The following is a 13,126-nucleotide window of genomic DNA, read 5'->3' as shown; positions in this document are numbered from 1 at the left end:
GTGCATTAATAGAATATAGAATTGAATAATGAAGCACACAGGAAAATTTATCAGCTTTGAAGGCATAGACGGTGCCGGTAAGTCCACGCATATCGCCTACGTCGCAGAGCGTTTGCAAAACACGCTGCAGGCCCAGAATGTAAAGGTCATTTGTAGCCGTGAGCCTGGTGGCACGCCCCTGGGTGAAACCTTGCGTGAAGTGCTATTAAAGCAAAAAATGCATTTGGAGACAGAAGCCTTGCTGATGTTTGCCGTCAGGCGCGAGCACATTGCTCAGGTTATAGAGCCAGCATTGGCACGCGGCGACTGGGTCATCTCTGACCGGTTTACTGATGCCAGCTTTGCTTATCAGGGTGGTGGCCGGCATTTATCACTGGATAAACTCAATGCACTGGAACAATGGGTGCATCCAAATTTGCAGCCAGACCTGACTCTGTTGTTCGATGTACCGCTGGAAGTGGCTCGCGCACGCCTGGATGCTACGCGTGACCTGGATAAGTTTGAACAGGAAAAGGCAGATTTTTTTGCTGCCACGCGCAATGAATACCTGCGCCGTGCCGGGGAATTCCCTCAACGTTTCAGGATTATTGATTCGACACTAAGCATAGACGCAATTCGTTTGCAGCTCGATGTATTGATTGATGATTTATTGAGCTCTGCTCAGCAAGCAAGATGACGCAGCATCCATTATATAGCTGGCAAGAAGATGCCTGGCAACAGATACAGGCTTTAGGGCAGCGTTTACCTCATGCCTTTTTATTGCATGGGCCGCAAGGCATAGGTAAAACTGTGTTTGCCGAACATCTGGCGCAATCCCTGCTTTGTGAAAGCCCGGGGCAGGGTGGGCATGCCTGTCGGCAATGTGGTTCCTGTGGCTGGTTTTCACAGTATAGTCACCCTGATTATCGTCGCGTCCGGCCTGAATTGCTGGACGAAGAAGATGCGCCCGTTGGTGATGAAGCCGAAACCAGCAGCAAAACCAGCAAGGCCAGTAAAGCACCTTCCAAGGAAATCGTCATCAACCAAATCCGAGCACTGTCGGATTTCATGAATATTTCTACCCATCGTAGTGGCAGACGCATCATTGTCTTGTACCCCGCGGAGGCGCTAAATGTGCCAGCAGCAAATGCCTTGTTGAAATCTCTGGAAGAACCAAATGCGAATACGGTATTCATTCTGGTGTCGAATAGCATAGACAGATTGTTGCCAACTATCTTGTCGCGTTGCCATAAATTTGGCTTGGGCCTGCCTGATGCAGGCGTCGCGCTGGAATGGTTGCACGCGCATGGCATCAAGGATGCGGATGTCTGGCTGGCTCAACAGGGTGGCGCGCCTTTGGCTGCATTCGAAATGGCGCATTCGGACTTGCGTGCGGATTTGGATGAATTTATACGGTTATTAAGTAAACCAGGCACCGAACTCAGCCTCAAAACTGCCGATAAAATGCAGAAAATGGAAATGCCGGTCGTCGTCGGCTGGCTACAACGTTGGCTCTACGATATATTTTCCTACAAACAAAGTGGCAGAATCCGGTATCATCCTCGCTATGGGAGGGAGTTGAAGGCATTGTCCATGCAGGTTGATGAGTCAGCTTTGCAGCAATTCATCAAGAATTGCAATGAAAGACAGGCGATTGCCAGTCACCCTTTATCGGCCAAATTATTTTTGGAAGATATGCTGCTTGAATATTCCGCACTATTTGATTAAAGAATTGCGAAAGCCAGAACATGTCAGATTTACCAGCAGACCTTAGTGCTCCGCTTAATATGCCTTCACCGAATCGTCCTTCGGTACTATCGCTGGCAATTAAAGAGAAAGCTGCCTTGTTTGCAGCTTATATGCCATTTTTAAAAAATGGCGGTATTTTCGTGCCTACCAATAAGACTTACCGTCTGGGTGAAGAGATTTATCTGATCCTGACTTTGCTGGATGACCCGAATAAGTATCCTATCGCTGGCAAGGTTGCCTGGATTACACCTGCTGGTGCAGGGAATAACAAGTCGCAAGGTATAGGCGTGCATTTTCCGGAAGATGAAAGTGGTACTCGCATCCGCTTGCGCGTAGAGGAATTGCTTGGTGCAGCCGTACGTTCTTCCAGGGCTACCCATACAATTTAATGATGATGGCTGCAGAATTTACGCATAGACTGGCGCAGTTTGAGGATTTGCCGCAAATTGTCGCAATTTATAACTCCACTGTTGCCTCACGCGTAGTGACTGCAGATACTGAACCAATTACGGTAGAATCACGCCATGCATGGTTTGATGAGCATCGGCCTGAATCGCGTCCACTTTGGGTCTGTGAGCAGAATGGGCAAATCATAGGCTGGTTATCATTTTCGAATTTTTACGGCAGGCCAGCTTATGCTGGGACAGCTGAATTATCCATTTACTTGCATGAAGTAGCACGTGGCCAAGGGTTGGGGCGTTATTTCCTGACGCAGGCCATTGCACATGCCCCTGAAATCAGGGTTCACACTTTGCTGGGCTTCATTTTTGGTCATAATGTACCAAGTTTGAAGTTATTTGCTGCATTTGACTTTGCGACCTGGGCAAACATGCCACGGGTGGCAACGCTGGACGGCATAGAGCGCGATTTGATCATACTTGGCAAAAGGGTAGGCTAGGTAAGCTAGCTCCAATTCCCGTTTGCTACCATTTCCGGGCGACTTGCCGATGGCAGGTCGCCTATTCATTTTTGAAAGATTTTATTATGCTGAGCTACCGCCACGGCTTTCATGCCGGTAATCACGCCGACGTTTTGAAACATTTTGTCTTGATTCAACTATTGGAATATCTGGGCCAAAAAGACACTGCTTATACCTATATCGATACACATGCAGGTGCGGGTTTGTATGCACTTGACAGTGGTTACGCAAGCAAAAATGCCGAATTTGAGACCGGTATAGCCCCTTTGTGGGACAGGAAAGATATACCTCCAGCTTTCGCAGCCTACATGGATTTGATCAAGGGCCTCAATCCCAGTGGCAAAATGCGTTACTACCCAGGCTCTCCGTACTGCGCCAATATCGTCATGCGTGAGCAAGACCGCCTGCGCCTGTTTGAATTGCACCCTAGCGAAATCAAGATACTGAGTGAAAACTTCCGCAAGCTTGATAACCATGCGGCTGAGCAGGGCAAGCGCCAGACCGTCAGGGGAAAGCGCGTCATCATCTCTGCTGGCGATGGTTTTGAAAGCCTGAAGGCTTTATTACCGCCACCATCCCGTCGTGGCATGGTACTGATAGACCCACCGTATGAAGTCAAGGATGATTACAGGCGCGTCAAGGTATGTTTGGAGGACGGACTGAAGCGTTTCCCTACCGGCACCTTTGCTGTCTGGTATCCGGTATTGCAACGTCAGGAATCCCGTTCCCTGCCAGAAAAACTCAAGCGATTGCAGGCAAATAGCTGGCTGAATGTCACCCTATCCATTAGTGGCCCTTCACCCGATGGTTTTGGCTTGCATAGCAGTGGCATGTTCATCCTTAATCCGCCCTGGACTTTGCTGGACACCTTAAAAGAAGTGATGCCTTACCTGGTCAAAGTATTGGGTAAAGATTCAGCTGCCGGTTTTGTACTTGAGTCGGGTGAAGCGGGAGCTAGCGCTAAACGTTAAGAAGTTGGTCGTCAGAAGTAGCAACGCTCTTTTTTCGACACAAAGTAAGATTGTTGAATGTTGCAATGCGGAAGAGCTTCTCTTCCGCATTTTTGTTTGTGAAAAACCAAAAATAATAAGCGTGATCAAGATATCCTTTGTGCATTGCAAAAAAAATACTGATTGACGGATTAGTACGGTCGTACAAAAATCGACGAAGAATAATATTCAGCAAAATAGCTGTATTCCGAAGCAATCGATAATGCAGCACATTTCAGGAGAACAAATGTCGTCTTACGCTATGAGTCCTTTGATGGGGCAAATGATGAATAAGCCTATGCTTATTTCCAGCCTCATTGAACATGCCGACCGTTATTTTGGGAAAAATGAAATTGTTTCTCGCAGGGTTGAAGGGGATATTCATCGCTATAACTATAGCGAATGCCATAGACGCTCCAAAAAACTCGCGAATGCTTTCGCAAAACTGGGCGTAAAAATTGGTGACCGTATCGCCACGCTGGCCTGGAATGGTTATCGACATCTGGAAGCATATTATGCGGTATCAGGTTCTGGCGCTGTCCTGCACACCATTAATCCCAGACTGCATCCAGAACAGATTGCCTACATCGCCAATCATGCTGAAGACCAGTACCTGCTGTTTGATATGACTTTTCTGCCCATAGTGCAGGCAATAGCTGCACATTGCCCAGGAATCAAAGGTTATATCATGATGTGTGACAGGGATAAATTGCCAATCGATGGCAAAATCCCCAATTTGATGGCTTATGAAGATTTAATTGAAGCCAATCGCGATGATTTTGTCTGGCCGGTCTTTGATGAAAACTCAGCCTCCAGCCTTTGCTACACTTCCGGCACGACAGGCAATCCTAAAGGTGCCTTGTATTCCCACCGCTCCACCATCTTGCATTCATATGCTTCGTCTTTGCCAGACGGCTTGAATGTGTCAGCACGTGATTCAGTATTGCCCGTAGTGCCCATGTTCCATGTAAATGCCTGGGGCCTGCCTTACTCTGCTCCATTGAATGGTGCCAAACTGGTTTTTCCTGGTCCGCACCTGGATGGGAAATCACTTTATGAATTATTTGAGCAAGAGAAAGTTACTTTCTCGGCTGGTGTGCCAACTGTCTGGCTTGGGCTGCTGACCTATGTAGCGCAGAATAATTTGAAATTCTCGACTTTCAAACGTACGGTGATTGGTGGTTCTGCCTGCCCACCTGCCATGATGAAAACCCTACGTCACACCTATGGTGTTGAAGTAGTACATGCCTGGGGTATGACGGAGATGTCGCCTTTGGGTACGGCAGGTACTTTGATGGCCAAGCACGCTGATCTGACTGAAGATGAGAAGCAAGCCATACTCCAGAAACAAGGGCATGTTTTGTATGGCGTCGAGATGAAAATCGTTGACGACGCAGGCCAGGAGTTACCCTGGGATGGTAAGACCTATGGCAATCTACTGGTCAAGGGGCCCTGGATTATCCATAGTTATTACAAGAATGAAGGTGGCGATGTTCTTGAAGACGGCTGGTTTCCTACCGGTGACGTAGCCACCATAGATACTGATGGCTATATGCAGATCACTGACCGAAGTAAAGATGTGGTCAAGTCCGGTGGAGAGTGGATAGGCACGATAGATCTGGAAAATGTAGCTGTCTCTCATCCCGCAATTTTGCAAGCCGCCTGCATTGGTGTATTCCATCCAAAGTGGGATGAGCGCCCATTGTTGTTGGCGGTGAAAAAGCCGGGTGCAGAAGTCACCAGGGAGGAGTTGTTGCAATTTTTTGATGGCAAGGTTGCAAAATGGTGGTTGCCTGACGACGTTGTTTTCGTAGAAAGTCTGCCTTTAGGGGCGACAGGGAAAATTTTGAAGAATAAACTGAGGGAGCAATTCAAGGAACATAAACTACCAACTGCATAAGTAATGCAGGACTTGGGCTAAGCAGTGCTGGTAGTCCAGGTTCTGGAAGTAGCGATAAAACGAAAAAATCTAGATTCCTGACAATGAGAATACCGGAGAGAGACAAATGAAATTTACTTTACGTGCCAGCCTTGCTGCAGTCGCTTTAACTTTCGCCGTACCCACAGTGATGGCAGATACCATCAAGATCGCCTATATTGATCCACTGTCGGGTCCTTTTGCACCAGTGGGGCAAAACATTCTGAATTCCTATCAGTACATTGCTGATAAAGCCAACGCTGAGAAATGGGGTGGTGAACATAAATTCGAAGTTGTCGGTTTTGATAATAAAGGTAGTCCACAAGAGTCCTTGAATGTCCTGAAGACCGTCATCGACAAAGGCTTTCGCTACATAACACAAGGCAATGGCTCTGGCGTAGGCCTGGCTTTGCTGGATGCTGTCAACAAGCACAATGAGCGCAATCCTGGCAAGGAAATTGTTTACCTGAACCACGCTGCTGTTGATCCTGATATGACCAACAGCAAATGCAGCTTCTGGCATTTCCGTTTTGATTCAAATTCTGACATGAAAATGGAAGCGCTGACGACCTTCATGGCGGCTGATAAAAATATCCAGAAGGTTTACATCATAGGCCAGAATTACTCATTCGGTCATCAGGTAACTCGTGCCGCCAAAGAGTATCTGGCACGCAAACGTCCGGATATACAAATTGTCGGTGACGATCTCCATCCAATTGGTCAAGTTAAAGATTTCTCGCCTTATGTTGCGAAAATCAAGGCTTCTGGCGCGGATACTGTGATAACCGGTAACTGGGGGGCTGACTTGGCTTTGCTGATTAAATCTGCTAAAGATGCGGATTTGAAAGCCAATTTCTATACTTACTATGGCTCTACAACTGGTGTGCCAACGGCAATGGGCGCCTCAGGTATAGATCGTGTCAAGTATGTGGGCTACTGGAATGCGAACAACGAAACTTTTGCCGGTAAAGACATCATTGAAGGATTTAAGGCCAAATACAAGGATGACTATTATTCCATGGCGACGTACTCTGTTTTGGCAGCTATGGGACAAGCTGTCAAACAGGCCAAGTCTATTGAACCTGCCAAAGTGGCTATAGCACTTGAAGGATTGAATTTCAAAAGTCTGAATGGTGAAGCCAGTATGCGTAAAGTTGACCATCAAATTCAGCAACCCCTGTATATCGCTACCTGGGTAAAAACCAACGGCAAGGATGTTAAATTTGATCAGGAAAATACTGGTATGGGCTGGAAAACCAATCAAAAAATCGATGCATTTGTTGCATCTCAACCATCTTCTTGTCAGATGAAACGACCAGGTTAATCTCTAAAAAAGAGAGTCGCTCCATGCGTACTCTCTTTTTTTTCCTATAAATAGTACGATCGTTCAAGAATTTTCTGAAAAGGATCTTTGCTGTGGAATTCACACTGATCACTTTGCTGAATGGCGTCAGTTACGGATTGCTGTTGTTCATGCTTTCATCCGGACTGACATTGATTTTCAGCATGATGGGCGTACTCAATTTCGCTCACGCCAGTTTCTATATGTTGGGGGCTTATTTTGCTTATGCCATCAGTATCAAAATAGGCTTTTGGCCAGCTTTGGTTTTTGCACCTCTGTTGGTTGGTTTGCTGGGTGCTATGGTCGAGCGTTATGGTCTGCGTTCGGTGCATAAATATGGACATATACCTGAATTATTGTTCACCTTTGGACTTTCCTACGTGATTGTGGAATTGGTGCAATTGATCTGGGGACGCTCTACAGTGCCTTATCCCATCCCCGCATCTCTGGATGGCCCTTTGTTTACCTTGTACACAACAACCTTTCCTATCTATCGCGGCTTCATGATGCTGGTTGCATTAGTGATGTTGGTATCGATTTATCTATTGCTGACTCGTACCCGCATAGGCCTGGTGATACAAGCGGCCCTCACACACCCCGATACTGTAGAGGCATTAGGGCACAATGTTCCCAGAGTTTTCATGCTGGTGTTTGGCGGCGGCTGCGCACTAGCTGGGCTTGCTGGTGTCGTCGGTGGTAATGCCTTTGTGACTGAGCCTGGTATGGCTTCCACCTTGGGTAGTATTATTTTCGTGGTGGTGGTAGTGGGTGGCATGGGCTCCTTGGCGGGGGCATTTGTGGCATCGCTGTTGATTGGCGTTTTGCAAACATTTGCCGTGGCACTGGATTATTCCTTCGTCACAATGTTTGCCAAATTGGGCATGGCCATTACCGCGAATGCGCCGGGCTATTCTTTGTTAAGTCTGACAATTGCTCAGGTTGCACCTATCTTGCCCTATCTTTTATTAGTCCTCATCCTGATTTTCAGGCCCAGAGGTTTACTCGGTACACGCGAAGGATAAATAGATGAGCAAACCTTTAGTATTCAAACCCATCAACTTGGCGCGCTGGATCATCTGGAGCAGTTTTGCCATCCTGCTGATCCTGGCACCGATGATATTTAACACTGGTGGATCATTGTCCCTGCTCTCCCAAATGGGGACGCTGATGATCTTCGGACTTTCCTACAATATGTTATTGGGGCAAGGAGGGATGCTGTCCTTTGGACATGCGGTTTATTCCGGCCTGGGAGCTTTTTTCTCGATTCATGCGATGAATCTGATGACTGCTGGCAGCATGATTTTCCCAGTCAGCATGATCCCTTTGATCGGCGGTATTGCCGGTATGTTTTTTGGCGTCTTGTTTGGGTATGTCACGACTAAAAAATCAGGTACGACTTTCTCCATGATCACCCTTGGTATGGTGGAGCTGGTGTTTGCCTGTTCGCTGATGTTCCCGAGTTTTTTCGGCGGGGAAGGCGGTATTTCTACCAATCGCGTGATAGGGTCATCCTTTCTCGGCATCACATATGGACCACAAATCCAGGTGTACTACCTGATCGCTTTCTGGCTATTCATCAGCACCATCGGTATGTATGCATTTACGCAAACTCCATTGGGGCGCATCGTCAATGCTGTACGTGATAATCCTGAGCGGGTTGAGTTCATCGGCTACGATACGCAATGGGTGCGTTACCTGACGTTGATCTTGTCTGCTTTTTTTGCAGGTATTGCCGGTGGTTTATCGGCCATAAATTTTGAAATTGTGACCGCAGAAAATGTCAGTGCTATACGTTCAGGTGCAGTCTTGCTATTCACCTTTATTGGTGGTGTAGGCTTTTTCTTTGGCCCCATGATAGGGGCAATCCTGGGCGTGTTTTTGACCGTGATGTTGTCTGACCTGACCAAGGCCTGGCAATTATATTTAGGCGTTTTCTTCATCCTCATCGTCATGTATGCACCTGGTGGCATAGCCAGCATCATCATGATGAATTTGCGCGTTGCCAAGTTTGGCATGTTTAAACGTGTCTGGCCCAGTATGTGGAAGCTTGTACTCGCAGCAACAGTGACGACCGTTGGCGTCATATTGGCAGTGGAGATGCTGTATCAACGCACTTTGGAAGCGACTCAAAGCGCAGTCATAGAGATGTTTGGTGTTTCCATAGATACGGCCAGTAGTAGCTGGTGGCTAATGACGATCATCGTTATTGCCCTGGGTATTTTTGCCTGCGCCAAACTCAAAGGAGGTTTTGCGCAACACTGGGGTGACGTCAATACTGAAATCGAAGAACAAATGCGGAGGGCGCAAGCATGACAGGCTTTTCGCTTGAATTAAAAGATGTACGTAAATCATTTGGTAGTGCAGAAATCATCCGGGGAGCAAGTTTGCAGGTGCCAAAAGGCGAGCGCTTCGCCATCATTGGCCCCAATGGAGCCGGGAAATCTACTTTATTCAATTTGATTTCTGGCCGTTTCCCGATTACATCCGGAGATATCTTGCTGAATGGTGAGAGCATCACTACGCTGAAGCCCTATGAAATCAATCGGCGCGGCTTGTCGCGCAGCTTTCAGATTACGAATATTTTTCATCGCCTGTCTGTGTATGAAAACTTGCGCTGTGCAGTGCTTTGGTCGCTAGGATACAAATATTCATTTTGGGACAGGTTGAATGGCTTGAAAGACGCGCATGAGAGGGCAGAAGCTGTTCTGGAGCAAATTGGACTCAAGCGCAGGCGCAACATTACGGCTGGCTTGTTGACCTATGCCGAGCAAAGGGCATTGGAAATTGGTATCACTATCGCGGGTGGTGCCGATGTGATCCTGTTGGATGAACCGACTGCTGGCATGAGTCGCTCTGAGTCTGATGCAGCAGTAGAATTGATACGTAAAGTCACAGTCGGTAAATCATTGTTGATGGTTGAGCATGATATGAGTGTGGTCTTCGGTTTGGCCGATAAAATTGCAGTTGTCGTGTATGGCGAAGTGATTGCTTGTGATACTCCAGCCAATATCCGCAACAATCAAAAAGTCAAAGACGCTTATCTTGGCGGTCATGCACCGGTGGAGGTTGAATGAGTTTGCTTACGATTAAGAATCTCAATGCCTACTATGGCAAGAGCCATGTATTGCATGGAGTGGACATGCAGGTCAATGCTGGCGAAATTGTCAGCCTGCTGGGACGCAATGGTGTTGGTCGTTCTACGACGGTCAAGGCGACTATGGGGCAAGTGGATGCAACAGGTTCTATCCTCTTCAAAGGCGAGGAAATCATTGGACTTAAGGCCTTTCAGATTGCGCATAAAGGTTTGGGTTATGTACCTGAAAACCGCGATATTTTTCCAACTTTGACTGTTGAACAGAACTTGATGCTTGGTCAGAAGTCTGGTCGCACGACGGGCGATAAGCCACGCTGGAGCATGGAGGATATGTACCAGATGTTCCCGCGCCTGCGTGAACGCAGAAATACCCAGGCGGGGGTGATGTCAGGTGGTGAGCAGCAAATGCTGACACTGTGCCGTACCTTGATGGGCGATCCTGACCTGATCATGATTGACGAGCCGACGGAAGGCCTGGCGCCAAAGATCGTCGAGCTGGTGGCCGAGTATCTCAAAGAGCTAAAAAATCGCGGCATATCGGTTTTGCTGGTAGAGCAAAAATTGGCAATTGCGCTTGAAATTTCGCAAAGAGTGTATGTTATGGGTCATGGCAGCATCGTGTTTGAAGGTACGCCCGCAGAATTGCGGGTAAATGAAAACATCCGCAAGGAATGGCTGGAAGTGTAAAAGCATGTAATTGAAGCATTGAGACAGCTCCAGAAGTTTTTGGGGCTGGCCATTTTTATGACTACGCATCTCTGGTGCCATCGACTGGTATTTTGAATTGAATAAAGAAAAGAAAAAATTTTAAATTAAAATAATACGACCGTTCTATTTTGAGGTATAGTAAGTGGAGCTTCGCTTTTACACCCTGCTTTACAAATACTAAACTGGGAATTCATACAGCATTTCTATTATAGGAAGAGACATGAGCGCAGAATACCAAGTTAACGGCAATGTCGCCGTTATTACCCTGAACAATCCGCCTGTTAATGGTCTGGGTCATGCTACCCGTACTGCGGTGGTAAATGGCATGAAACAGGCATTGAATGATGATGCAGTGAAAGCTATCGTCATCACTGGTGCCGGTAAAGCATTCTCCGGCGGTGCTGACATTAAGGAATTCAACTCTCCCAAGGCATCTGCAGAACCTAGTCTGCATACTGTCATTAATGTGGTTGAGAGTTCTGATAAACCTGTCATTGCCGCAATTCATACGGTATGTATGGGCGGTGGCTTGGAACTGGCTCTGGGCTGTAATTATCGCGTCGCATCCAAAGGAGCACAAATTGCCCTGCCAGAAGTTAAATTAGGCATCTTACCAGGTGCTGGCGGTACGCAACGTTTGCCGCGCGTGTTGGGTTTGGAAATGGCTTTGAACATGGTTGTTTCCGGTACAGCGGTGCCGTCAGAAAAACTGGCCAAGACAGCGATCTTCAATGAAGTGGTAGAAGGTGATGTATTGGAAGCTGCACTCGCATTTGCAGCTAAAGTTGCTGATGTCCGTCCTTTGCCTAGAGTGCGCGATATCAAGATCGATTACCCGAACTATGAAGCATATCTGCAATTCTCCCGTAATACTGTGCGTGCCATGGCTGGCCCTTTCCCTGCACCATTGAAATGCGTGGAAGCAGTGGCGGCTGCAGTCACCAAAAAATTTGATGATGGCATCAAGTTCGAACGTGAATTGTTTGTTGACCTGGTACAAACCACAGAATCCAAAGCCTTGCGTCACGCCTTCTTTGGTGAGCGTGCGGCCAGCAAATTGCCGGATGTGCCTGAAGATACGCCAACTCGTCCTATCAAGTCGGTTGCCGTTATCGGAGCGGGTACCATGGGCGGCGGTATTGCGATGAATTTTGCCAATGCTGGCATCCCTGTACAAATTCTGGAAATGAAACAGGAGGCACTGGACAAAGGCTTGGCGACGATACGCAAGAATTATGAAAACACGCTTAAAAAAGGCAAACTGACGCAAGAGAAATTTGATCAGCGGGTAGGTCTGATTACAGGCACTTTGTCATATGAAGAGATTGCCCAGGCAGATATCGTCATTGAAGCCGTGTTTGAAGACATGGGCGTCAAGGAGCAAGTCTTCAAAAAACTTGATGAGGTCATGAAGAAGGGAGCCATTTTGGCATCGAATACATCCACACTGGATGTCGACAAAATTGCTGACTTCACCAAACGCCCTGAAGACGTTATTGGCACCCATTTTTTCAGCCCGGCAAATGTCATGAAATTGCTGGAAATAGTTCGAGGTAAAAAAACTGCCAAAGACGTGCTGGCCACTGTTTTGGGCTTATCCAAAAAGATCAAAAAAACTGGTGTGGTATCTGGCGTCTGCGATGGTTTCATTGGTAATCGCATGATAGAACAATACAGCCGTCAGGCAGGTTTCTTGCTGGAAGAGGGCTGTACACCTGAACAGGTTGATAAAGCGGTAGAGAAGATGGGTTTTGCCATGGGACCTTTCCGTATGGGCGACCTGGCTGGCAATGATATCGGCTGGTATATCCGCAAGCGCCGTTACGTCGAAAAGCCACAAATTACCTATTCCAAAACAGCAGATTTGCTGTGTGAGTTGGGGCGTTTTGGGCAAAAAACCGGTGCGGGTTGGTACGACTATAAGCCTGGCGACCGCAAAGCTTATCCTTCATCTATGGTGAATGACATGATCATCAAACACTCAGCTGACCTCGGTGTGGAGCGTCGCAAGATTTCTGATCAGGAAATCGTCGAGCGCCTGATTTTTTCATTGGTCAATGAGGCAGCCTATATTCTTGAAGAGGGTATAGCAACACGTGCGTCTGATATCGATATGGTATATCTGACAGGTTATGGCTTCCCATTGCACACTGGTGGCCCTATGTTCTATGCAGATACCGTGGGATTGCCAAATGTGGTCATGGCCATGGAGAAATATGCCAAAGGCCGTCATGGCGATGCCTGGAAGCCAGCACCTTTGTTGGCAAAACTGGCCGCAGAAGGAAAAACTTTCAATTAAATATGCTTAATTGAAATTGATAGGTGGCTTGTCTGAGGTGTTAATTTTCAGGCAAGTCATTCGCTACTGGTAAAGAAGTAATCTCGCCAGAAAAAACTGCCAAGTCGTAAGCATACGCCTCACAAATCC

The 13,126-nt window shown here is 47.3% G+C and carries 12 protein-coding genes; all 12 read left to right on the top strand.

Annotated features, from left to right (window positions below; all coding sequences use genetic code 11):
* The first annotated feature begins 28 nt into the window (after nt 1-28).
* The 12 genes from tmk (at nt 29) to Q8K39_RS10930 (ending at nt 12,997) form a co-directional block, all read left to right on the top strand.
* Nucleotides 29-676 (top strand): dTMP kinase, encoded by a 648-nt coding sequence (tmk, locus tag Q8K39_RS10985; RefSeq protein WP_305260112.1) that lies wholly within the window; start codon nt 29-31, stop codon nt 674-676.
* Complete coding sequence (gene holB / locus Q8K39_RS10980) at nt 673-1,707, top strand: DNA polymerase III subunit delta' (protein ID WP_305260110.1); 1,035 nt, start codon at nt 673-675, stop codon at nt 1,705-1,707. Before tmk ends, holB begins: the two co-directional genes overlap by 4 nt.
* 59 nt (nt 1,708-1,766) lie before the next feature.
* Entirely contained in the window at nt 1,767-2,117 is a 351-nt protein-coding gene (locus Q8K39_RS10975) for a PilZ domain-containing protein (protein WP_370868592.1), read from the top strand.
* Nucleotides 2,118-2,122: 5 nt separating this feature from the next.
* The gene (locus Q8K39_RS10970) at nt 2,123-2,626 is read left to right on the top strand and encodes a GNAT family N-acetyltransferase (RefSeq protein WP_305260326.1); all 504 of its coding nucleotides are present in this window, start codon (nt 2,123-2,125) and stop codon (nt 2,624-2,626) included.
* Nucleotides 2,627-2,712: 86 nt separating this feature from the next.
* Nucleotides 2,713-3,618 (top strand): 23S rRNA (adenine(2030)-N(6))-methyltransferase RlmJ, encoded by a 906-nt coding sequence (locus tag Q8K39_RS10965; protein WP_186951311.1) that lies wholly within the window; start codon nt 2,713-2,715, stop codon nt 3,616-3,618.
* A gap of 265 nt (nt 3,619-3,883) precedes the next feature.
* Complete coding sequence (locus tag Q8K39_RS10960; RefSeq protein ID WP_305260107.1) at nt 3,884-5,536, top strand: 3-(methylthio)propionyl-CoA ligase; 1,653 nt, start codon at nt 3,884-3,886, stop codon at nt 5,534-5,536.
* 169 nt (nt 5,537-5,705) lie between these two features.
* On the top strand, nt 5,706-6,878 hold the full coding sequence (locus tag Q8K39_RS10955; protein WP_370868591.1) for a branched-chain amino acid ABC transporter substrate-binding protein: 1,173 nt from the start codon (nt 5,706-5,708) through the stop codon (nt 6,876-6,878).
* 92 nt (nt 6,879-6,970) lie between these two features.
* Nucleotides 6,971-7,918: a branched-chain amino acid ABC transporter permease gene (locus Q8K39_RS10950; RefSeq protein WP_186951313.1), complete on the top strand. Its 948-nt coding sequence runs from the start codon at nt 6,971-6,973 to the stop codon at nt 7,916-7,918.
* Between the two features lie 4 nt (nt 7,919-7,922).
* Complete coding sequence (locus Q8K39_RS10945) at nt 7,923-9,209, top strand: branched-chain amino acid ABC transporter permease (protein ID WP_305260103.1); 1,287 nt, start codon at nt 7,923-7,925, stop codon at nt 9,207-9,209.
* Nucleotides 9,206-9,970: an ABC transporter ATP-binding protein gene (locus tag Q8K39_RS10940; protein ID WP_305260101.1), complete on the top strand. Its 765-nt coding sequence runs from the start codon at nt 9,206-9,208 to the stop codon at nt 9,968-9,970. Before Q8K39_RS10945 ends, Q8K39_RS10940 begins: the two co-directional genes overlap by 4 nt.
* Nucleotides 9,967-10,677, top strand: coding sequence for an ABC transporter ATP-binding protein (locus tag Q8K39_RS10935; RefSeq protein WP_186951316.1), 711 nt, complete (start codon nt 9,967-9,969; stop codon nt 10,675-10,677). The genes Q8K39_RS10940 and Q8K39_RS10935 overlap by 4 nt, the downstream gene beginning before the upstream one ends.
* A gap of 241 nt (nt 10,678-10,918) precedes the next feature.
* On the top strand, nt 10,919-12,997 hold the full coding sequence (locus Q8K39_RS10930) for a 3-hydroxyacyl-CoA dehydrogenase NAD-binding domain-containing protein (protein WP_305260099.1): 2,079 nt from the start codon (nt 10,919-10,921) through the stop codon (nt 12,995-12,997).
* Nucleotides 12,998-13,126: the final 129 nt, after the last annotated feature.

The sequence above is a fragment of the Undibacterium sp. genome, assembly GCF_030683615.1.
GTDB classification, from domain to species: domain Bacteria; phylum Pseudomonadota; class Gammaproteobacteria; order Burkholderiales; family Burkholderiaceae_D; genus Undibacterium; species Undibacterium umbellatum.
Note: the sequence above shows the minus strand (reverse complement) of the source record. Positions and strands in the feature narration are given on the sequence as shown.